This window comes from Gordonia sp. CPCC 206044 (assembly GCF_048537895.1).
GTDB lineage: Bacteria > Actinomycetota > Actinomycetes > Mycobacteriales > Mycobacteriaceae > Gordonia.
In genome coordinates, this window is record NZ_JBCLVL010000001.1 from 262541 (window position 1) to 284656 (window position 22116).

A 22116-nucleotide genomic window follows, 5' to 3' on the forward strand; every position below is an offset into this window, starting at 1 on the left:
GAGCGATAGAACGCTCGATAGGCTCCGGACGTGGATATCAATGGAGCAAGTGCAATCGTCACGGGCGCCGCGTCGGGCATCGGTGCGGCCGCGGCTCGCCAGCTGGCAGCCAAGGGTGCCAAGGTCGTCGTCGCCGACCTGCAGGCGGACAAGGGCGAGGAACTCGCCAAGGAGATCGGCGGCACGTTCGTGCGTGTCGACGTCACCGACACCGCGCAGATCGAGGCAGCCGTCAATCAGGCCGTCGAGCTCGGCCCCCTTCGTGCGGCGGTGAACTCGGCAGGCATCGGCTGGGCGCAGCGCACCGTCGGCCGTGACGGCGAGTTCTCGTCGGCACATGACCTGGAGGCCTACAAGCGGGTCATCGCGATCAACCTGATCGGTACGTTCGACGTGGTGCGCCTCGCCGCCACCGCGATGGGACGCAACGAGCCGTTGGCATCCGGTGAGCGTGGCGCCATCGTCAACATGGCCAGCGTCGCCGCATTCGACGGCCAGATCGGACAGGCCGCGTACTCGTCGTCCAAGGGTGGTGTCGTCGGCATGACCCTGCCGATCGCGCGTGACCTCGCCGCCATCGGCGTGCGCGTCAACACCATCGCCCCCGGGCTGATCGACACCCCGATCTACGGCGAGGGCGAGGCCTCCGAGGCGTTCAAGGCGAAGCTGGGCGAGTCGGTCCTGTTCCCGCACCGTCTCGGTCAGCCCGACGAGCTCGCGTCGATGGTCGTCGAACTGGTCACCAACTCGTACATGAACGCAGAGGTCATCCGCGTCGACGGCGGCATCCGGATGCCACCGAAGTAATCCCGACCAATCGTCGTCCTCACTCCCGCTGTCACTCGAGACATCTTGTGACAGCGGGAGTTTCATATGTGGAAGTCAGCTGTAGCGATCGTCGGCGAGGTCGTTGCCCGCAGCCGCCCGGTGATCCGCACCACGTGACGGCGTGACCCCGCTACGCATCCCCTTGCCGGACAACGAGAAACGACGACGCGGGCCGGGAATCATTCCGGCCCGCGTCGTCGTTCGTCTGCGGCGGCGTCGCGATCAGAAGACCGCTTCGTCGACCTCCATGACATCGGTGTCGATGTTCTCCACGGTGCCGCGGATGGCGGTGAGCGGCGGCAGCATGTTCTTCGCGAAGAAGCTCGCCACGGCCAGCTTGCCCTCGTAGAACGACTTGTCGTCGCCGGCAGCGCCGGCATCGAGGGCCGCGAGCGCCACCTCGGCCTGGCGCAGCAGCAGCCAGCCGATGAGCAGGTCGCCGACCGACATCAGGTAGCGCACCGAACCGAGGCCCACCTTGTAGAGGTCCTTCGGATTCTCCTGTGCGCCCATCAGGTAGCCGGTGAGGGTCGCGGTCATCGCCTGGACATCCTCGAAGGCGGTCTTGAGCAGTTCGCGCTCGGCCTTGAGGCGCCCGTTGCCACCCTCGGCGTCGAGGAACTTCTGGATCTGCGCGGCCACGTGGCCGAATGCGGCACCCTTGTCGCGAATGATCTTGCGGAAGAAGAAGTCCTGCGCCTGGATGGCGGTGGTGCCCTCGTAGAGCGAGTCGATCTTCGAGTCGCGGATGTACTGCTCGATCGGGTAGTCCTGCAGGAAGCCTGAGCCGCCCAGGGTCTGCAGCGACTCGGTGAGTGTGCCGTAGGCACGCTCGGAGCCGACGCCCTTGACGATGGGGAGCAGAAGGTCGTTGACCTTGTGCGCCAACTCGGCGTCCGCGCCGGAGACGATGTCCGCGGCCACCGGATCCTGGTGGGATGCGGTGTAGAGGTAAATCGCGCGCAGGCCCTCGGCGTATGCCTTCTGGGTCATCAGCGAGCGACGCACATCCGGGTGATGCGTGATGGTCACACGCGGTGCGGCCTTGTCGGTCATCTGGGTCATGTCGGCGCCCTGGACACGCTCCTTGGCGTAGTCGAGTGCGTTCAGGTAACCGGTCGACAGGGTGGAGATCGCCTTGGTGCCCACCATCATTCGAGCGTGCTCGATGACGTCGAACATCTGCGCGATGCCGTCGTGGACCTCGCCGACGAGCCAGCCGACGGCCGGGGTGCCGTGCTGCCCGAAGGACAGTTCACAGGTGGCGGACGCCTTGATGCCCATCTTGTGCTCGACGTTGGTCACGAACACGCCGTTGCGCTCGCCCAATTCGCCTGTCTCGTGGTCGAAGTGGAACTTCGGAACGAAGAACAGCGACAGACCCTTGGTGCCCGGCTTCGCGCCCTCGGGGCGGGCCAGGACGAGGTGGAAGATGTTCTCGGTCATGTCCTGGTCGGCCGAGGTGATGAATCGCTTCACGCCGTCGATGTGCCAGGTGCCGTCCTCCTGCTTGACGGCCTTGGTGCGTGCCGCGCCCACGTCCGAACCCGCATCGGGCTCGGTGAGGACCATCGTTGCGCCCCAACCACGTTCGGAGCAGATGGCTGCCCACTTCTTCTGTTCGTCGGTGCCGTTGTCGAAGAAGATGTTGGCGAATCCCGAACCGGCGGCGTACATGAACACCGGAGGGTTGGCGCCGAGGATCATCTCGCCGATCGCCCAGTACAGCGAACGCGGTGCGGGCAGGCCGCCGAGCTCCTCGGCGACACCGATCTTGTCCCAGCCGCCCTCGACGAGTGCGTTGTAGGACTTCTTGAAGCTCTCCGGGATGGCAACGGTGTGCGCGTCCGGGTCGAACACCGGCGGATTGCGGTCGGCGTCGGCGAAGGAATCCGCGATCGGCCCTTCGGCAAGGGCCTTGACCTCGCGCAGCATGTCGACGGCGGTCTCGTGGTCGAGGTCGCCGAAATCGCCGTCTTCGAGGACCTTGTCCAGGTTGTACATCTCGAAGAGGTTGAACTGCAGGTCGCGCATGTTGCTCTTGTAATGGCCCATGGGAATTCCTTATCTGGCTGAGTCTGGTGGGCTTACGAGTCTTGGCTTGAGAGTAAGTTACTCGCCGGTAACCAAAGAATACCCCGGTTCCGCCATCCGTGCCAATCCCGGTGACATGCGGATGCAGCCCGTCGTCGGGGTGGGGTGAGTCACACCGTCGAGGGCTGCGGGGGTCGGAAGGCCAGGGTGTCCGCGGCCGCGGGTCCGAACGCTGCGGCGTCGGAGGCTGCGGGCTCCCGGGACTACATACGTCCGGGTGCTATGGGCGTCCGGGACTGCAGACGTCCGGGACTAGGTGTGTTCGGGGGGTACGGGCGTCAGAGGGCTTCGCGCAGATAGGCCAGATCGGCAGGGATGCCGTCGGCCGGGGTCTCGAGGATCACCGGTGCGTCGGCGGCGGCGGCCACCGCGACGAGCACGTCGGGATCGATGTGGCCGTCGGCGAGGTTGGCATGTCGGTCGCGGCCGGAGTCGAACTCGTCGCGAGAGTTGTTCAGATGCACCAGATCGATGCGACCGGTGATTCCCTTGACGCGCTCCACGAGCCCGACGAGATCCTCGCCGCCGGCCCAGGCGTGGCAGGTGTCGAGGCAGAATCCGGCCTGATCGAAGTCGCCGACGGACTCCCAGAGTCGATCGATGGCCTCCAGGGTGCGGGCCATCGCGTGATCGCCACCCGCAGTGTTCTCGATCAGGATCGGCACTCCGAAGCCGCCCTTGTCGATCTGGCGGTCGAAGAGCTTGCGCCAGTTGGCAAATCCTTCCTTCGCCGCCTCGCCGTCACGGAGATGGCCGCCGTGCACCACGAGGCCGAACGCGCCGAGTTCGGCGGCCGCGGCGGCCTGCTGCTCGACCGCTTTGCGTGATGGCATCCGCAGCCTGTTGTTCAGGCTCGCCACGTTGATCTGGTAGCTGGAGTGGACCACCACGTCGACCGCGGACTCACGGATGGCGACCGCATCCGGTCGTGGTGCCGGCTTCTTCCAGCCCTGCGGGTCGGTCACGAACATCTGGAAGACGTCGATGCCGAGTTCGCCTGCGGTGGCCAGGGGGTCGGTGTCCTCGCGAAGATGTGCTCCGATGCGCATGTGTCAACGATAGAGGGCGCCCACGACGGTCCGCTCGCGGTGGCTCGGTCGTCGAGGGGCTCAGTCGTCGATGCCCGGCAACGTCTCCACGGTGATCGGTACGCCGGGGGCGATGAGCAGTCGGCAGGGGGCCTGGGTGTCGGGGTAGAGGCTCAACCATTCGTGACCGCGGCTGCCCCCGCCGTACACCGAGTCGAGCGCGCGGTCGAGCCGGGCTTCGGCCTCGCGGGTGATGATGTAGCGCTGGTCCCCATAGCGCAGATATCTGTCGGGCACTCTGGTACCTCCGGGCATCGCATTGTGATGGCGATCACCATGCTAGGGGCTTTTCGGCCGTCCGGATGCGTGCGCGCGGCGGTTTGCCGAACCGCGAACGTGACATGGTCACTAGGCTGACGACAGGTAAACGCGTCGGGTGCCCCGTTGCGGGGTGTGGGTGGGCAGGATTCATGGGTGAGTATTGACGAGACGGTCGACGTCCCGCCGCCGGACAGGTCCGGGCGTGCCCGCACGGACCCCGACGACACGGACGACACCCCTGCCGGTGTCGAGCCCATCCTCGACGACATCGCAGCCGCTGCCGCGCCGGACGTGGAATCGACCGGTCGTCGCGATCTGACGCTGGTCCGCCGCATCGCGATCGCCGTGTGGCTGGCGTTCATGGTCTACGAGATCGTCGTCTACGGACTCGCCTTCGACCGCACGCGACTGATCATCCTGCTGTGCCTCGGCATGGTGGCGGCGACGATCGGTCGTCGCCGGGCGGTCAGCGTGATCATCGACTGGTTGCCGTTCGCGCTGATCTTGTTGCTCTACGACTGGACGCGCGATGTGGCGCGGATCGTCGACATGCCGACGCAATGGCATCTCGCCGTCGACGTCGACCACTGGCTGTTCGGGGTCAACCCGACGGTGTGGCTGCAGAGTCACCTCAAGGACGCGTCGCCGCCCTGGTGGGAAGTCGTCACCAGCGTGGTCTACATGTCGTACTTCATCGTCCCGTACGCGGCGGCGGCCGTGCTGTGGCTGCGGGACCGGGCCGCATGGCGTCGATATGCGGCCTGCTTCGTCGCGACGACGTTCCTCGCCCTGGTGGGTTACACGCTGGTACCCGCCGCGCCGCCGTGGGCCGCAGCGCGCTGCACCGCGGAGCAGGTCGTCGACCACCCGCGTGAACCTCAGTGCATGGCCACCGAGGGGGCAGTGCCCGGAGGCGGCATCCTCGGGGAGGTCACGCCCACCAACGACGGCGCAGCCCCGTACGTAGAACGCATCTCGGCGCGCGGCTGGAACTTCCTGAACATCCACGCTGCGTCGACATTGGTCGAGGTAGGTCAGGGTAAGGCCAACCTGGTGGCCGCGATCCCGTCGTTGCACGCCGGCCTGACGATGTTGCTGGCGCTGTTCATGTGGCCGCGGGTCAAGGCGCTCGGCAAGACGTTGTTCATGGGCTACGCGTTCGCGATGGCGTTCACGTTGGTCTACACCGCCGAGCACTACGTGTTCGACATCCTGCTGGGGTGGGGCCTGGCCGCGTTCGTCATCATCGTCTACCGGACGATCGACCGACGCTGGCTGATCCCGCGCCAACGACGTCGAGCCGAGCAGGCCGGGCAGACCGAGGACGTGGAAGTGGTGTCGAGCTAGGACGGGGACGAGCTCGGGCAGGACCACCCGGGCGCAGGGAGATGTCCACTGGACGCGCTCGGTACCCTCGGGGGGTGTCGACCGTTCGCCTGCATCGCCCGCGCAGTGCGGTGGTGGCCGGTCTGTTGCTCGGGCTTGCCGCGGCGATCCTGTTCATGCATTCGGTGATCGCACACTGCGTGACCGGCGGTCATCATGCGGCCGAGCAACAGGGCCGTCAGCAGGTGACGATGCAGTCGTCGACACACGAACTCGACGTGCCGACCATCGGTGGAGCACTCGACTGCATGCCCGCCCAGCACGCCTGCGTGTTCATCCGAGCGGGTGAGCCGGACATCGTGATTCTCGCGGTCCTGGTGCTGGCGTGGGGTTTTCCGCTGCCCGCCTTGCTCCGGTCGGTACGCGCCACGCTGATCCTGCGGTCGGGTCGTCCGCCACCGTGGGCGATACCGACTCATCTCCAACTCTCGGTGATCCGTTGCTGATGGACGGTGACGGGCGGGTCGACCCCGCCCCACCGTCATCTCCGCCTGCCCACACGCAGGGCGGATCATCAACTGTTGCAGAGGATTCACCATGCAGAAAAAGCACGCACTCCTGATCCCGGCCGCCGCCGCGGCGGTCGCACTGGCCGCCGGATGCTCGGACACCGGCGACTCGACGTCGGGCACCTCGGCGCCCGCGTCCGGTTCGTCGATGCCGGGGATGTCACACCACTCGCAGATGGCCGAGCCGTCGAAGACCGCGTCGCACAACGACGCCGACGTCATGTTCAACCAGATGATGATCCCGCATCATCAACAGGCCATCGAGATGGCCGACCTGATCGACGGCCGGACCACCAACCCGGCCGTCGTCGATCTCGCCGCCCGGATCAAGGCCGCGCAGCAACCGGAGATCGACGAGATGACCGCGCGTCTGGCCGCGTGGAACGTCGACACCTCCGGCGGACAAGACGATTCGGGTTCGGATCACGGCGGCCACGACATGTCGGGCATGATGAGCGCCGACGAGATGGCTGCGCTCACCGCAGCCCAGGGCGCCGAGTTCGACAGGCTCTGGCTCACCGGCATGATCGCCCATCATCAGGGCGCCGTGACGATGGCCGACGCCGAACTCGCCGACGGGATCGACCCGGCCTCAACCGATCTCGCCACCCGGGTCAAGCAGACCCAGCAGGCGGAGATCGACGAGATGAACCGGTTGCTCGGGAAGTGATGCACACGGCCGGGTGCCCTGACCTCAGGGCACCCGGCCGTTCGGGTCGGCGGTGACTCAGTCGCGGAACAGCGGCAGCTTCATGAGGTACACCTGGTACCCGGCCGAGATGGAATAGGTGAAGTAGAGCGTGTTGCCCTTCGACCACGGGTGGATGTAGGGGGCGTAGCCGGAGTACGGATTGTTGGCCGGCACCACGATCTGCCCCGAGGTCCACGGCCCCTCCGGCCGGTTCGCGGTGCGCAGCACCACCCCGTTGTCGCCCTGGCCGAGCGAGATGTACTTGCCCAGGTAGTCGTTCCAGGCGACCGAGAGCTCACCGGTCGGACGGCCCATCACCGGGGTGGCTGCCGCCGGGTTGTTGCGCACCCACCGGCCGTAGGAGAAGTACTCGTACTTCCCGAGGTGTTCGATGTCCTTCTCGTTCATGCGCGCGAGATAGACCGAGCCCCAGCGGCCGTCGGGTGTCCCGTACATGTAGACCGTGTCGCCGACCTTGAGGTAGGCGACCATCTGGAACTTGTGGTTGCCGCCGCCGTTCGGACGGAAGGCGTCGACGGCCTTCCAGTTCTGGCCGTTGTCGGTCGAGGCCGCCAAACCCGACCAGTTGGTGTTCCAGATGCCCGGGTTGCCCCAGTGCTTGACCGACATGACGTTGAGGTATTGCTTGCCGTTGGCGGCGATGCCGCCGGTCGGGATGATGGTGACCTCGCGGCGGAGATTCGGCTTGAGCAGGCGTTTGGCGTGGCCCGGACGTCCGGCATGGCTGGTGAACGTCATGCCGTCGGACAGATTGCGGTCGGTCGAGCGCAGCAGGACATTGGACCGCCAGTAGAACAGCTGGCCGTAGAGCAGCGACCATCCGTTGAACGACTGGGTGTCACCGAACGCGGTGAGGATCTCGCCGTGGCCGTTGTCCCACATGACACCGAGGTCGGTGCCCACCATGTTGTATTTGCCGATGGTGTCGTTGATGGCGCCCGGTCCGGTCAGACGTGCGACCATCGAGGCCTGGCCGGCAACCTGTGCGTTTGCCGCTGGTGCCGTTGCCATTCCGGCGGTGAGGGCGGTGGCCAGTGCCGAGACCGCAAGTGCCGTTCTCAATCGTCCGATGCGCCGCGTCATGAGCGTGACCCTATCAAGACCCCTCGGTGATCGGGGCGTGACGTATCGGGTCTTGGTCGGTCGTCCAGCACGGACGGGTCGTCGGGTCTACGCCTCGCTGTAGCGTCCGCTGCGATCGACCTTGGTGAAATCGATCTCGGCGGCCGCGTTGTCCACACCGGTCACCATGCCGACGCCGAACATGCCCTCGGTGTCGTAGAGGCAGGTGGTGCTCGTGGAGATGCCGTCGATCTCGATGTGCGTGTCGGCCTCCACGCCGATGCGGGTGCCGACCGGCAGACGTGACAGGGCGACTGTCAGATCGCAGTTGATGAAGCCGATCCCGGTGTCACCCCAGTTGCACACCAGGCTGGTCGATTCCCCGCTGATCACCGATCGCTCGAACGGACTGGGTTCCTCACCCGCGACCGTTGCCACCGCCCGGGTCCACAATCGTTTGCGGCGGCCGTCCTGATGCCGGCCCATGTCCTGGTCCCAGGCCGTCTGGTTCGTGCCGTCGTCGTCCGGCGTCTCGGAGCCGAACCAGGGCAACGGATCGTCGTGGGCGGCAGGCGGTGGGCGGAAGTCGATGGTCGATGCCGGACGCGTCCACCGTTCGCCGGGCGGATTGGTGCTCTCGCGGACGAAAACCGTGGTGCTGCGGGCCACCGAGACCTCGGCGCCCTGATCGTCGTACTGGAGGACGTCGGTCTCGGCGACCTTGATCCGGCCTCCGTCACGGATGAGTCGTCCGCGAGTGAACGTCGGTACCTCGCGGGCCACCTTGAACAGGTCGATGGTGAAGCGCGCGGGCCGGAACCCGGGTACGGAGTGGTCGTGCTCGGCCGCGCGCGCGGCGAGCGCGCACACCGCGGGTCCGTTGAGCGTGCCCGGTGCCCAGAGACTGCGCGCGAACCGGGTGGGGGCGTAGACGATCGGAGCCGAGGCGGAATCAACGGCGGTGACCGCATCCGAACCGGAATCGACAGCGAAAAAGGCGATCGGCGACACGGAAGAAAATTCCCTTCTGTCCGACGGGTGAATCCAGTGTCGAACCCCTGGCTGCGTATTAACCTTCGCTCATGACAATTGCAGATTACGCAAGGCAGATCCCCGACGAGGTGGTCGGCCTGGTCCGATCTGCGATGATCCTCACGTCGATCATCGGGATCGCCCTGGGCATCATCGTTCTCGTCTGGCCCAAGGCCACGCTGGTCGTGATCGCCGTCCTGTTCGGCATCTCGTTGATCGTCGCCGGATTGTTCCGGCTCTATGAGGCGTTCGCGTCGAATCTGCTGTCCGGCGGGTGGAGGTTCGCACTCGGTCTGATCGGCGTGCTCATCCTGGCGGCCGGCATCATCGCGCTGTTCAATCCCGAAGAGTCACTGGTCTTCTTGGCGATCTTCATCGGTATCGGCTGGATCTTCCAGGGCGTCGCCGATCTGTCGCATGCGGTCTCCGGCTCCGCGCACACACCGCGCTGGCTCCTCGTCGCCTCCGGCGTCATCGCGATCATCGCCGGCATCGTGATGATGTCGATCCCGGCGCTGGCCTTGGCCACCGTGGTGTGGATCTCCGGAATCCTGCTCATCGTGATCAGCGTCGCGACCCTGCTGACGTTGCCGAAGAAGGTGAACACCCCGGCCGTGTGACGCCCGGGCGGGTGCACCCGCGCGCGGGGTGTGCACCCGTGCCGGGTGCACACCCGAACCACGGATGTCAGGCCAACACGAGGCCGTCGATCGTGACGGAGGCGCGGGTGGATTCGGCGTCCGGTGGGAAGTCGTCGATCAGCCGGTTGATGGTCGCCATGACGTCGTGACCGTGGCGCAGGCGACGGCTGTCGCTCAGCATGCCCTCGGGCGTGACCATCGTGCGCGGGTCGGCATCGGAGCGATGGGCCACCGCGGCGGCGAGAAGTCGGCGGGCCTGCTCCGGGTCGTCGTCCCAGAGCGCGTCCGCGGTCATGAGGTACAGCCGTACGGCGGGCGGGTAGTCGTGCAGATGCAACAGCGCCCACGCCCAGTGTTTGGCGACGTCGACGGTGTCCGATTGCCCGGGACCGTGGGTGTGTACGTACTTGCCGTGCAGTTCCCGGCACAGCGGTGTCGAGTCCGACCACAGCTGTAGGTGCGACATGCAGCGCACACAGGCGTGCAGATTCGACAGGTACATGATCGAGTACGGACCCTCGCGGCGCGATCGGATCTCACGCAGTACCGAGAACTCGGCGAGGGCGTGCGAATACTCGCCGGCGGAGAAAAAGGACTCGGCCTCTTCCTGCATCTCCTCGATCATCTTCTGCATTGTCGCCGACCGTGACACCACGTGGGGGCGTTCCATGCAAAACGGTGCCCAACCGATATGGTCGGGCACCGTTTCGACGTCGGGTCGCAGGTGATCGTAGGTGTCAGTACTGCTGGTTCGGGGGATAGGTCGGCGGGTAGGGCGGTGCCGCGGCCGAACCGATCGGGGCGATCAGCCCACCCGTGAAGTGCCGGTAGGCGTAGGTGCTCGAGATGACCACCAGCGGCATGGTCACCAGCAGGCCGATGCCGCAGAGGATGACGCCGAGGATCAGCAGACCGACGTTGGCCAACGCGAGCAGGAACAGCTCTCCGAAGTTCTGGCTGATCACCGAGAAACTCGACTTGATGCCCTGGATCGGGTCTTCGTCACGATCGACGACGAACGTCAGCGCCCAGTACGCCAGGAACGCGAAGACGATACCGGGGATGATCAGCAGGATCAGACCGATCGAGGTGCCGATGCCGACGAGTAGCGCGGTGATGATGACCGGTCCGAAGTTGATCCGGAAGAAGTTGCCGAAATCGGCCTTCGTGCCGCTCACCTCATCGAGGGCACCTCGGATGTAGGCGCCCTGGAAGATATAGCCGACCACCGTGCTGATGATCGAGAAGATGGCGAGGATGAGGAAGTTCCGGCCGTCGTCGGACAAGGTCTGACCGAGGTAACTGATCACACCGCTCACGACGACGCCGACCAGGATCAGGATGATCCACGGCAATGGGTTGGCCTTGTAGCGATTCCAGGCGTACCCGATCGCTTCCCCGACCGAGAACTGTGGTGCCGCAGGTGCACCGAAACCGGGGGCGCCGTAGCCGGGTGCGCCGTACCCGCCCTGCGGGGCCCCGTAGGCACCGGGGGGAGGTCCGCCGTACCCGCCGCCGGGAGGTGGCGGTGCGTACTCGCCCGATGGTGGCGGAGGTGGCGGTGGGCTCTGGTACCCGCCGGGTGGCGGGTACCCCGCGCCTGGCGGTGGCGGCGGAGGTGCTTGTGGTGGTTCGTATCCGCCCGGCGGCGGAGGCGGAGGTGCGTACCCGCCGGGCGGGGGTGTCTGTGGCGGGCCGTATCCGCCCGGGCCCTGGGGTGGTGGGTAACCGCCCGGGGGAGGCGGGGGCGACGACGGTGGGGGCGGGTAGTTGGCTGGCGTCGTCGGCTCCGGGGACTGTCCGGGGTCGCCGCCGGCGCTCTGGCCGGAGTCGCTGGTGCCGGAATCGTTCGGATCGGGCGGATTGGTCATGGCACGGAGGATACGGAACACCGACCACGCTCAACAGTGTTTGCGCGTGCGCGTCGTGCCAATGGTCGACCGGTGATGGCCGCTCGGTATCGCTTTGGTGATCACCCTGGAATCAACGGTCGTGGACTGGCATCGTGAACCTCGTGAGTGACATCGACAGCACGTCGGAAGGTTCGGACGGCGAATACAGCCTCGACCAGGACGACCAGCTCCAGCCCGGGGATTCGCTCGTCGACCGCGGGGTCGAGGACGTGCTCGACGAGGGATACTCGCCGCCCGATCATCGTCCCAGTGGGGCGCGTCGGGGGCTGACCACGCAGGAACAGCGCGAGGGCGAGTCCCTCGACGAGCGTCTGGCGGAGGAGACGCCCGACGTCGGGGCCACGGATCCGCTCGACGACACGAACAAGGACTGGCGCTCACACGAGTGCGATCGTGACGACGGGTTCGCCGACGGCGATCAGGCGGGCGACCGCCGCGCCGGCAGGCTGATCGCCCCGGACGAGGGTGTCGGCGCCGACACCGACCAGGAGGCGTTCGCCACCGACGCCGGGATCGACGGCGCCGGGGCGTCGGCCGAAGAGGCCGCCGTGCACTACATCACGACCGACGAGGTCGAGGACTCGGAGGAGTCCGAGGAGTACCGGGACTGAGCCGTGCCCGCCGCCCGCGGCCGACTGACCGGACGCGAGTGCCGGGGTACCCGAACCCGAGATGCGTCCGGGTACCGATCCGGCGAGTGTCGGCGGGTGCCTAGTGTTCGAACTGGGCGAGGGCCTCGGTGATCGAATCGCGTGCCACGTCGGCGTCGACGCCGACCGACACCAGTGTCGCGGCCAGCGTCTCGTCGGTGAAGAACGCGAGCAGCAGGTGCTCGGTGCCCACGTAGTTGTGCCCCATCTCCAGTGCGGTGGTCAGGGTCTTCTCCAGAACCGCTTTCGATCGGTCGTCGTAGGGCACGAGGGTCTTCACGTCGGCGTCGGTGCCGGTCGCCGCAGTGGCATCGATGGTGGCAGTACATGCCGCGGACAGGTCGTCGAGTCCCACTCCCTGCGCGCGCAGTGCGAGGTCGGCGACCGATTGGGGTGCCACGGCCAGACCGCGCGCGAGGTGCTCGGGGGTGACGTGCTCGGCATGTTCGGTGACGGCGATGTTGTGTGCCTCGGCGATCACATTGCGTGCACGAGGTGTGAAGCGGGAGAACGGGTTCGGCTCGTCGGCGGTCGCCGCGTCCGATGTCGTCGCCGGTGACCGGGGCACGAACCGCTTCTGCGCGGCCTGTTTGGTGACCCCCATGCTCGCGCCGATCTCGGTCCACGATGCCCCGGTACGGCGTGCCTGGTCGACGAAGTGCCCGATCAGATGGTCGGCGACGTCGCCGAGATGATCTGCGGCGACCACCGCGTCGGAGAGTTGGTCGAGTGGGTTGTCGTGCACGGCGCGGATCGCGCTGATGAGGTCATCGAGTCGGATGTTCTTGAGGTGCGTGGGCTCGTCCATGTCGTCAACAGTAGGTTGACGAAACCTCAATCGTCAACCGATCGTTGACGGCGGCTCGCGAATCGCGGAACTTGTCGGTGGGGTGTGATGCGATATCGACGAGCCGGTGTCGTCCCAGCCCGTGTCGTCCATACCCGCTGTGGCGAAGTGGGGCTGCGTCGTTGACAGCACTACGGCCGCTGGCAACGATGGACGACAGGGTTGCCAGTCCCGTCCCGACCAATGTGCCGCGGGAGGTACCAGTGAGCATCACCAATCGAATGCCGACGCCATCATCGACCACGCCCTCATCGACGCAGCATGTGCGCACGGCCGCCGAGCCGACCGCCCGTCGATTCCTCGATGTGCGGCGCTGCACCGACGCCCTGACCGCGAATCTGTCCGCCGAGGACCAGACCCCGCAGTCGATGACCGACGCCAGCCCGACGAAATGGCATCGGGCCCACGTCACCTGGTTCTTCGAGGAGTTCATCCTGCGCAGACAACCCTCGTACACGGTTTACGACGACACCTACCGGTACCTGTTCAACAGCTACTACGAGGCCGTCGGCGCGCGTCATCCGCGCCCCGACCGCGGCTTGGTGACGCGTCCCGGGGTGGCCGACATCGGCCACTACCGCGAATACGTGGACAGCGCGATGGTCGATCTGCTCGAGCGGGGCGCGCTCGACGACGCACAGCTCGCATTGCTCGAGCTGGGATGCAACCACGAACAGCAGCATCAAGAACTGATCTTGATGGACATCAAGCATCTGTTCTCCACGCATGCCTTCGCCCCCGTGTACGTGGATCGCGCATGCGACGTCGGAGCCGGACCCGAGCCGCTGACGTGGCGGTCGATCGCCGGCGGCATCACCGAGATCGGTGTCGAACCCGGTGGTGACGGGTTCTCCTACGACAACGAGGGTCCGCGCCACCGGGTCTTCCTGGAAGACTTCGAGATCGCCGAACGTGCCGTGACCAACGCGGAGTGGATGGCGTTCATGGCCGACGACGGATACCGCCGCCCCGAACTCTGGCTTTCCGACGGCTGGGCGCACATCAACGAGACCGGCTGGCGCGCACCGGGTTACTGGCAGGAGGTCGACGGAGAGCAGACCACCTTCACGTTGTCCGGACGACGGCCGGTGGTGCCCGACGAACCGGTCGTGCACGTGTCCTTCTTCGAGGCCGATGCGTATGCGCGGTGGGCAGGCGCACGGCTGCCCACCGAATTCGAGTGGGAGGCTGCAGCTCAGACCGGTGGCTCCGATCGGGGGCAGCTGCTGGATCCGGCGCGATGTCACCCGGGACGCGCCGGCGCGACGATGATCGGTGACGTGTGGGAATGGACGGCCAGTGCCTACCTGCCCTATCCGGGCTTCGTGCCGGCCAACGGCGCCGTGGGGGAGTACAACGGGAAGTTCATGAACGATCAACACGTACTGCGCGGGGCGAGCGCGGTGACACCGCCGGGACATGAGCGGGCGACCTACCGCAACTTCTTCCCGGCCTCGTCGAGGTGGGCCTTTTCCGGACTGCGGCTGGCCCGATGACCGCGAGCGCCGACCATCCGCTCGCCGCGGATGCGCTGGACGGACTGTGGTCCGACCCGCCGACCCTGCCCACCAAGTGGCTCTACGACGAGCGCGGCAGTCGCCTCTTCGACGAGATCACCCGGGTGCCCGAGTACTACCCGACGCGTCGGGAAACCGAGATCCTGCAGGAGCACAGCGCATCGATCGCCGCGGCCACCGATGCGTCGACGATGGTCGAGTTCGGTTCGGGTACCTCGACCAAGACACGGTTGCTGTTGCGCGCCTTCGCGGATCGGGCCGCCCAGACCGGCAACGGGTTCACCTATGTCCCGCTCGACGTCAGCACCGAGATACTGGAATCGTCGGCGGTCACCCTGGCCGCTGACTATCCCGGCATCGCCGTCGAACCCGTCGTCGGCGACTTCACCGCACCCGACCTGGCGCTGCCGCCGGCACCGGGTCCGCGCATCGTCGTGTTCCTCGGCGGCACCATCGGCAACTTCGACGACAAGGAGCGGGCGGTCTTCCTGGAGAGGCTCGCCGCAGCGCTCGCGCCGGGTGACTTCTTCCTCCTGGGCGCCGATCTCGTGAAGGACACCGGCAGGCTCGTGGCGGCCTACAACGACAAGGCCGGGGTCACCGCCGACTTCAATCGCAACATGATCGAGGTGCTGCGCAGCGGGCTCGATGCGCAGGGGCTCTACGTCGACGACTTCGACCACATCGCCCGATGGAATCCGCGACGGCACCGCATCGAGATGTGGTTGCGTGCGCGCCGCGACATCGACGTGTATTTCGAAGTGCTGCAGCGGAGTTGGCGGTTGCCCCGCGGTGCGGAGGTGTTGACCGAGATCAGCACCAAGTTCGATCGACGAGCACTTGACGACGAACTCGGCGACGCAGGACTGCCCGTGGTGCAGACCTGGACCGACGGCGCGGAAGATTTCGTCCTCGCCCTGTCTCGGCGCTGAGAACCGAACTGTCGGTGACGAGTTCGCGATATCGGGACAACCGGCACCGGTGCGCGATAGCGTTTCGGTACGGTCTGTGGCCTTGACGAACGGAGTGCCGATGCCTGCTGATTTCGCCGATCGAACGGACTACGACAACGCGAACAGAGGGCTGGTCGCGGTCCTGGAGCCTGCCGAGGTACGGGCGGATGGTGGCCGGGTGGTCTACGACGCCGCCGGATTCGCCGCGGCGACGGACGGGGAATGCCCCGACACGGTGAATCCGAGTCTGTGGCGTCAGGCGCAGTTGACGGCGATCCACGGTTTGTTCGAGGTGACCGATGGTATCTACCAGATCCGGGGCTACGACCTGTCGAACATGACCCTGGTCGAGAGCGACAACGGCGTGATCGTGATCGACCCGCTGGTCTCCGCCGAGTGCGCCGCCGCCGGATTGTCGCTGTATCGCGAACACCGCGGAGAGCGTCCCGTCACCGCGGTGATCTACACGCACTCACACATCGACCATTTCGGCGGCGTGCTCGGGGTGGTCGACGCCGACACCACGGTGCCGATCCTGGCGCCGGAGCATTTCCTCGAGCATGCGGTCTCGGAGAACGTGTACGCAGGTGGAGCCATGCTGCGGCGCGGGATGTACCACACCGGTGTGGTGCTGCCGGTAGGTGCGACCGGCACATTGGGTGCCGGGCTCGGACCGAGCACCTCGACCGGAACGGTGGGGCTTCTCGCGCCGACGGTGGACATCACCCACACCGGTCAGGAGGAAAACCTCGACGGGGTGCGCATCGTCTTCCAGGTGACCCCGGGGACCGAGGCCCCGTCGGAGATGAACTTCTACTTCCCCGATCGGCGCGCACTCTGTATGGCGGAGAACGCGACTCACAATCTGCACAACCTGCTCACGCTGCGCGGTGCCGAGGTGCGCGATGCGCGTAACTGGTCGCGGTACCTGGCCGAGGCCGTCGAGATGTTCGGCTACGACTCCGACGTCGCCTTCGCCTCGCACCACTGGCCGACCTGGGGTACCGAGAACCTGATCCGGTTCCTGACCGAACAGCGCGATCTGTACGCCTACCTGCACGATCAGACGCTGCGTCAGATGAACAAAGGCTTCGTGGGTGCCGAGATCGCCGAGGATTTCGCGATGCCACCGGCGTTGGACGCCGCCTGGCACACCCATGGGTACTACGGCTCGGTCAGTCACAACGTGAAAGCCATCTACCAGCGCTATCTCGGTTGGTACGACGGCAACCCCGCCCATCTCTGGCAGCATCCTCCGGAAGCCGCGGCGGCACGGTATGTCCGGGCGATCGGCGGTATCGATGCGGTCGTGGCCAAGGCGCAGGAGTTCGCCGACGAGGGCGACCTCCGCTTCGCGGCCGAGCTGGCCAGCCACGCGGTGTTCGCGGAGCCCGATCACAAGGGCGCGAAAAGCGTTCTCACCGAGACGCTGACCCGTCTGGGCTACGGCTCGGAATGTGCCACGTGGCGTAACAACTACCTCGTCGGAGCCAGTGAGGTCGACGGGCCGCCGCATCCCGCGGAGGTCAGCGCCGCCGGCATGGCCACGGCGTTGACCATCACGCAGGTGTTCGACAGCCTCGCCATCCGGATCGACGGCCCCCGCGCCTGGGACGCGACCACATCCATCCGGTGGCAGTTCAGCGATGTCTCCGAGACCTATCGGATGGAGCTGTCCAACGGTGTGTTGATCCACTACCCGACGAATCGGTCCGATCCCGCAGACCTTGTGGTCACGCTGACCAAGCAGCAGCTACTGGGCCTGCTGGCCGGCGCAGGCACCGACGGGATCGGCCTCGACGGCGACACGTCGGCGATCTCGACGATCGTCGGGCTGACCGACGAGGCCGATCCGGCGTTCCCGATCGTCACGCCCTGAGCGGGCTGGGCCGACCGCGAGTCTCACACTGCGAGGGTGATTGTTGTGAGACACGGCCCGTGTGACGATGCCTCGAGGTATGGACTGTGGCAAGCTCTCAGGCACGACGACACAACCGGTCGCCGTGCCTGAGCACGCCACACTGAGCACAAGGAGCAACCCGTATGTGGGATTCGTTCTGGGATTTCATCTGGTACACGATCGTCATCTTCGCCTTCGTGGCCTACCTCATCGTGCTGTGGCACATCATCATCGATTTGTTCCGTGACAAGAGTTCCGGCTGGATCAAGGCGGTCTGGATCGTCTTCCTGGTCCTGATTCCGTACCTCACCGCCATCGTGTACCTGCTGGTCAAGGGGCGCGGCATGGCCGAACGTCAGAACGAGGCGGTGCAGGAGGCCAAGACGGCCACCGACAACTACATCCAGTCGGTTGCGGGCAAGAGCCCGGCTGAACAGATCGCCGATGCCAAGTCGCTGCTCGACGCAGGCACCATCACGCAGCAGGAGTTCGATGCGCTGAAGGCAAAAGCCCTGTCGTAACCCGACCGGAACTCCGGAGCGAGGCGCCGTGGACATATCGTCCACGGCGCCTCGTCGTCTCGGCGGGTGGGATCGGCTCGGAAACCGTTCCGCGTCGAACCGCGCGGAACCATCGTCACGCTGACACAATGGGGCACCACGGTCGGCGACGTCGGCCGAGCCCGAGTTGCAGCCGAGACAGAGGTCATAGGTGGTCGGTTACCTGTGCAAACGCATCGCCGCCTGGGCGGTGCTGGTGTTCTTGGCCACCAACCTCACCTTCTTCCTCGCCTCGTGGTTCCTGGAGCCGAGGTCCAATTACGCCGAACGCAAACCGCCGCTGCCACCCGACGTCGTCGACAACACGCTCGACAGCTACAACCTCAACGACAAGACGCCCATCCTGGAACGCTGGTGGACGTGGCTGACCGGCGTTGTCCTGCATTGGGATTGGGGCGCGACACCCGTGGGCACCAGTGTCAACGCGCAGGTCGGTTTCCGCATCTGGTCGTCGGTCCAGCTGTTGGCCGGGGCCACCGTGCTCGCCACGATCCTCGGAATCGCGCTGGGGGTGTACACCGCACTTCGGCACTACCGGTTCGCCGACCGGGCTTGGCAATTCGTCTCGATCGTCATGATCAACATCCCGGTCGCGGTTGCCGGTCTCGCGGTCGTCTTGCTCGGCATCGCGGTCAACCAGCAGTTCGGCCACACCGTGGTGTTCGTGGCCGGATCGTCGAGCGTCGATGTGCACGGGTTCTGGCCGGTGGTGGCCGACCGCATCAAACATCTGATCCTGCCGACCATCACGCTGGTGATCGTGCAGTACGCGGGCCTGCACCTCATGCAGCGGTCGCTGCTGCTCGACACCATCAACGCCGACTACGTGCGAACGGCGCGCGCCAAGGGTCTGACCCGCGGTGTCGCGGTGCGTCGGCACGCCCTGCGCACGGCCATCATTCCCGTCGCCGTCGGGGTGGCCTTCGCCATCCCGGCCGTGTTCACCGGCGCGGTCATCACCGAGACGATCTTCGGTTGGGAGGGGATGGGTCGCTATTTCGTGACCTCGATCAACACCAACGACATCCACGGCGCGGTCGCGGTGGCCGCATTCGGCGCGCTCGCGACGGCGGTCGGGGCGATCCTCGCCGATCTCGCCGTGGTGTACCTCGATCCGCGGGTGAGAGTGAGCTGACATGGTGATGGTGTCCGAGCCTCCCGTCGCGCGCCGCCGCAAGGGGCGGATTCGCCTGGTGGCCAGACGATTCGCCCGCAACCGGACAGCGCTGGTCGGGTTGGTGATCTTCGTCCTCCTGGTGGCGTTTGCCCTGTTCGGCGGGTTGTTCACCCGTTGGTCGTACACCGACTCGGACTTCCTCGCGATCGGCTTCCCTCCGTCGTCGGGACATTGGTTCGGCACCAACGATGCAGGCAACGATCTGTATGCGCAGGTCGTGCACGGCCTGCAGCGGTCGCTGGTGATCGCACTGACGGTATCGGCGGGCACCACGGTGATCGCAGCATTCGTCGGGGCGTTGGCCGCCTATTTCGGCGGATGGGTCCAACGGGTGATCCTCGGTGTCATCTACCTGCTGCTGGTGGTGCCGACCTTCCTCATCATCGCGCTGACCGCCAACAAGACCGGCGGTGACTGGCGCTGGCTGATCGTGGTGCTCACCCTCACCGGTTGGATGATGCTCGCCCGCGTGATCCACTCGATGGCGCAGTCCATCCGAGAGCGCGACTACGTGCGTGCCGCACGGTATCTGGGTGAATCGCCGGTGGTGATCGTGATCCGGCACATCCTGCCCAATCTGGCCTCCCTGCTGGTGATCAACTTCGCGCTCGGCGTCGTGGCCACGGTGCTGGCCGAGACCGGTCTGTCCTTTCTGGGACTCGGCGTGAAGATCCCCGATGTCACGCTGGGCGCGTTGCTGCAGTCGGGTGCGGGTGCGCTGTTCGCCTCGCCCTGGCTCTTCTACTTCCCGGCGGCGGTGCTCACCCTGTTGACGGTGTCGATGGCGCTCATCGCCGACGGGCTGCGCGACGCCCTCGATCCGACGTCGGAATCGGGGGCCCGCGCATGAGCACGGACACCTCGTCGGCGACCCCGGTTCTGTCGGTGCGCGATCTGCACGTCTCGTTCGGCACCGAGGCCGGCCGGGTGGATGCCGTTCGCGGCGTCTCACTCGACGTGACCACAGGCGCGTCGGTGGGAGTGGTCGGCGAGTCGGGATCGGGGAAGTCGGTCACCGCGATGGCGATCCTCGGACTGCTTCCCGACAGCGCCACGGTGCGCGGTTCGATTCGCCTGGACGGGAGGGAACTCGTCGGTCTCGACGACAAGCAGTTGTCATCGGTCCGGGGTCGGGAGATCTCGATGATCTTCCAGGACCCGAGCTCGTCGTTGACACCGGTGTTCACCGTCGGTGACCAGATCTCGGAGGCGCTGCGGGCGCATCGCGACATCGGCAAGAAGGCGGCTCGCGCACGCTCCGTGGAACTCCTCGACCTCGTCGGGATTCCCGATCCTGCCCGTCGCGCAACGTCTTTCCCGCACGAGATGTCCGGTGGGATGCGCCAACGCGTGATGATCGCGATGGCCATCGCCAACGAACCCGCGGTGATCGTCGCCGACGAGCCGACCACCGCGCTCGACGTGACGATCCAGGCGCAGATCTTGTCGCTGTTACGCACCGCGCAGGCCGAAACCGGTGCGGCACTGCTGCTCATCACCCACGATCTGGGGGTGGTGGCGGGTAACGCCGACGACGTGCTCGTCATGTACGGGGGACGCGTGGTGGAACGCGCAGACGTCGACACCCTGTTCGCGACACCGCGCATGCCCTACACGATCGGGCTGCTCGGGGCGATGCCGCGGGTGGACCGGGTCACCGACATGCTCACTCCGATCGCCGGATCGCCCCCGGTGCTCATCGATCCGTCGGAGATGTGCCAGTTCGCGCCCAGGTGCCCGCTGGCGTTCGACGACTGCCGCAACCGCGAGCCGGAATTGCTGCCGATGGGTGCGACAGCGCAGCCCGCCGCCGATCACGATGCCGCGTGCCTGCGAGCCGACGAGATCACCGGCCCGGGGTTGATCGACGATCAGCCGGTGTTCGCGCATGCGGCCAACCCGCGAGGCTCCGACGTCGACGCAGATGTCGCCGGACCGACCGTCCTCGAGGTGACCGGGCTCCGCAAGGAATTCCCGCTCACCACAGGTCTTCTCAAACGTCGGGTCGGGACGGTCCGCGCGGTCGACGACATCTCCTTCACGGTGCGGCGCGGACAGACGCTGGCCATCGTCGGCGAATCCGGCAGCGGCAAGTCCACCACGTTGCTGGAGGTCATCGATTTCGATCAACCCGCAGGCGTGGTGCGGCTCTCGGGCACCGATCCCAGGGATCTGTCCAGACGGGCGGCTCGCGTGCTGCGCCGCGACGTCTCCATCGTCTTCCAGGATCCGGCGCAAGCCCTCGACCCGCGGTTCCCGGCCTTCGAAGTCGTGGCCGAACCACTACGCGCCCTGGGTTTGTCGCGCGTGGAGACCGAGCGCCGGGTGTCGGCGCTGCTGCAGCGGGTCGGACTGGATCCGGCGCACGCGGACCGGTACCCGGCGGCGTTTTCCGGCGGTCAGCGACAGCGACTCGCCATCGCGCGCGCACTGGCCACGGAGCCCAAGTTGATCATCTTGGACGAACCGCTGTCGGCGCTGGACGTTTCGGTCCAGGCCGACATCGTGAACCTGCTCGAAAGACTGCAGGCCGACAGTGGGGTCGCCTACCTCGTGGTCGCGCACGATCTGTCGGTGGTGCGGCACATGGCCGATGGGGTGGCCGTGATGTATCTCGGTCGTTTCGTCGAATCCGGTTCCACCGCAGACGTCTTCGACGATCCCCGGCATCCGTACACGCAGGCGCTGCTGTCCGCGGTTCCGGTACCCGATCCGCAGGTGGAGCGCGACCGCTCTGCGGTCGTGCTGCGCGGCGAGCAGCCCAGCGCCACCGACGAGATGGTCGGGTGTGCGTTCGTGAGCCGGTGTCCGCTGCACCAGACGCTCGACGATACCGACCGGAACCGCTGTCGCACTGAGGTTCCCGCGCTGGCGCCGACCACCGAGGCGTCGTCGGCCCGCGAGCATCGTTCGGCGTGCCATTTCGCCGACCGGATGCCGTTCGTCGAGGAAGGTGCATCGTGAGGCGGCTCGTCGTGGTGCTGTT

At 66.4% G+C, this 22116-nt stretch carries 21 protein-coding genes; 13 read left to right on the forward strand and 8 right to left on the reverse strand.

The genetic code is table 11. The features are described from left to right. Positions 1-30: 30 nt before the first annotated feature. Positions 31-807 (forward strand): SDR family NAD(P)-dependent oxidoreductase, encoded by a 777-nt coding sequence (locus AAFP35_RS01205; protein WP_419219687.1) that lies wholly within the window; start codon positions 31-33, stop codon positions 805-807. 243 nt (positions 808-1050) lie between these two features. Here AAFP35_RS01205 and AAFP35_RS01210 read toward each other — a convergent pair whose 3' ends face one another. From AAFP35_RS01210 to AAFP35_RS01220, 3 genes are all read right to left on the reverse strand, one after another. Further along, on the reverse strand, positions 1051-2883 hold the full coding sequence (locus AAFP35_RS01210; protein WP_419219688.1) for an acyl-CoA dehydrogenase: 1833 nt from the start codon (positions 2881-2883) through the stop codon (positions 1051-1053). A 317-nt stretch (positions 2884-3200) separates the two neighbouring features. Beyond that, positions 3201-3971, reverse strand: coding sequence for a deoxyribonuclease IV (locus AAFP35_RS01215; protein ID WP_419219689.1), 771 nt, complete (start codon positions 3969-3971; stop codon positions 3201-3203). A 60-nt stretch (positions 3972-4031) separates the two neighbouring features. Continuing rightward, positions 4032-4247: a hypothetical protein gene (locus AAFP35_RS01220; RefSeq protein ID WP_419219690.1), complete on the reverse strand. Its 216-nt coding sequence runs from the start codon at positions 4245-4247 to the stop codon at positions 4032-4034. A gap of 177 nt (positions 4248-4424) precedes the next feature. Here AAFP35_RS01220 and AAFP35_RS01225 point away from each other — a divergent pair, with 177 nt between their 5' ends. The 3 genes from AAFP35_RS01225 (at position 4425) to AAFP35_RS01235 (ending at position 6836) form a co-directional block, all read left to right on the forward strand. After that, on the forward strand, positions 4425-5618 hold the full coding sequence (locus AAFP35_RS01225) for a phosphatase PAP2 family protein (protein WP_419219691.1): 1194 nt from the start codon (positions 4425-4427) through the stop codon (positions 5616-5618). Between the two features lie 74 nt (positions 5619-5692). Then, the gene (locus AAFP35_RS01230) at positions 5693-6103 is read left to right on the forward strand and encodes a hypothetical protein (protein WP_419219692.1); all 411 of its coding nucleotides are present in this window, start codon (positions 5693-5695) and stop codon (positions 6101-6103) included. 91 nt (positions 6104-6194) lie between these two features. Then, entirely contained in the window at positions 6195-6836 is a 642-nt protein-coding gene (locus AAFP35_RS01235) for a DUF305 domain-containing protein (protein WP_419219693.1), read from the forward strand. Positions 6837-6893: 57 nt separating this feature from the next. Here AAFP35_RS01235 and AAFP35_RS01240 read toward each other — a convergent pair whose 3' ends face one another. Then, positions 6894-7961, reverse strand: coding sequence for a DUF4185 domain-containing protein (locus tag AAFP35_RS01240; RefSeq protein WP_419219694.1), 1068 nt, complete (start codon positions 7959-7961; stop codon positions 6894-6896). A gap of 87 nt (positions 7962-8048) precedes the next feature. Beyond that, positions 8049-8951, reverse strand: a complete 903-nt coding sequence (locus tag AAFP35_RS01245; RefSeq protein ID WP_419219695.1) for an acyl-CoA thioesterase domain-containing protein — start codon at positions 8949-8951, stop codon at positions 8049-8051. Positions 8952-9022: 71 nt separating this feature from the next. On the opposite strand from AAFP35_RS01245, the gene AAFP35_RS01250 reads away from it, so the two are divergent. After that, positions 9023-9592, forward strand: coding sequence for an HdeD family acid-resistance protein (locus tag AAFP35_RS01250; RefSeq protein ID WP_419219696.1), 570 nt, complete (start codon positions 9023-9025; stop codon positions 9590-9592). A gap of 67 nt (positions 9593-9659) precedes the next feature. On the opposite strand, the gene AAFP35_RS01255 is transcribed toward AAFP35_RS01250, so the two are convergent. Then, a complete protein-coding gene (locus AAFP35_RS01255; RefSeq protein WP_419219950.1) occupies positions 9660-10247 on the reverse strand; it encodes a hypothetical protein in 588 nt (195 codons plus the stop codon). Positions 10248-10350: 103 nt separating this feature from the next. Further along, positions 10351-11484 (reverse strand): hypothetical protein, encoded by a 1134-nt coding sequence (locus AAFP35_RS01260; protein ID WP_419219697.1) that lies wholly within the window; start codon positions 11482-11484, stop codon positions 10351-10353. A 143-nt stretch (positions 11485-11627) separates the two neighbouring features. Between AAFP35_RS01260 and AAFP35_RS01265 the strand changes: the two genes are divergently transcribed. Next, on the forward strand, positions 11628-12137 hold the full coding sequence (locus tag AAFP35_RS01265) for a DUF5709 domain-containing protein (protein WP_419219698.1): 510 nt from the start codon (positions 11628-11630) through the stop codon (positions 12135-12137). Between the two features lie 100 nt (positions 12138-12237). Here AAFP35_RS01265 and AAFP35_RS01270 read toward each other — a convergent pair whose 3' ends face one another. Then, positions 12238-12984, reverse strand: a complete 747-nt coding sequence (locus AAFP35_RS01270; protein WP_419219699.1) for a Clp protease N-terminal domain-containing protein — start codon at positions 12982-12984, stop codon at positions 12238-12240. A gap of 242 nt (positions 12985-13226) precedes the next feature. Here AAFP35_RS01270 and egtB point away from each other — a divergent pair, with 242 nt between their 5' ends. The 7 genes from egtB (at position 13227) to AAFP35_RS01305 (ending at position 22094) form a co-directional block, all read left to right on the forward strand. Next, positions 13227-14519 (forward strand): ergothioneine biosynthesis protein EgtB, encoded by a 1293-nt coding sequence (gene egtB, locus AAFP35_RS01275; RefSeq protein ID WP_419219700.1) that lies wholly within the window; start codon positions 13227-13229, stop codon positions 14517-14519. After that, complete coding sequence (gene egtD / locus AAFP35_RS01280) at positions 14516-15472, forward strand: L-histidine N(alpha)-methyltransferase (protein WP_419219701.1); 957 nt, start codon at positions 14516-14518, stop codon at positions 15470-15472. The genes egtB and egtD overlap by 4 nt, the downstream gene beginning before the upstream one ends. A 100-nt stretch (positions 15473-15572) precedes the next feature. Further along, entirely contained in the window at positions 15573-17372 is a 1800-nt protein-coding gene (locus AAFP35_RS01285; protein ID WP_419219702.1) for an alkyl/aryl-sulfatase, read from the forward strand. A gap of 164 nt (positions 17373-17536) precedes the next feature. Beyond that, complete coding sequence (locus AAFP35_RS01290; RefSeq protein ID WP_419219703.1) at positions 17537-17914, forward strand: SHOCT domain-containing protein; 378 nt, start codon at positions 17537-17539, stop codon at positions 17912-17914. 190 nt (positions 17915-18104) lie between these two features. Continuing rightward, positions 18105-19088 carry an ABC transporter permease gene (locus tag AAFP35_RS01295; protein ID WP_419219705.1) on the forward strand — a complete coding sequence of 328 codons (984 nt, stop codon included), beginning with the start codon at positions 18105-18107 and terminating at the stop codon, positions 19086-19088. A gap of 1 nt (position 19089) precedes the next feature. Continuing rightward, a complete protein-coding gene (locus AAFP35_RS01300) occupies positions 19090-19980 on the forward strand; it encodes an ABC transporter permease (RefSeq protein ID WP_419219706.1) in 891 nt (296 codons plus the stop codon). Then, a complete protein-coding gene (locus AAFP35_RS01305) occupies positions 19977-22094 on the forward strand; it encodes a dipeptide ABC transporter ATP-binding protein (protein ID WP_419219707.1) in 2118 nt (705 codons plus the stop codon). The genes AAFP35_RS01300 and AAFP35_RS01305 overlap by 4 nt, the downstream gene beginning before the upstream one ends. Positions 22095-22116 lie beyond the last annotated feature (22 nt).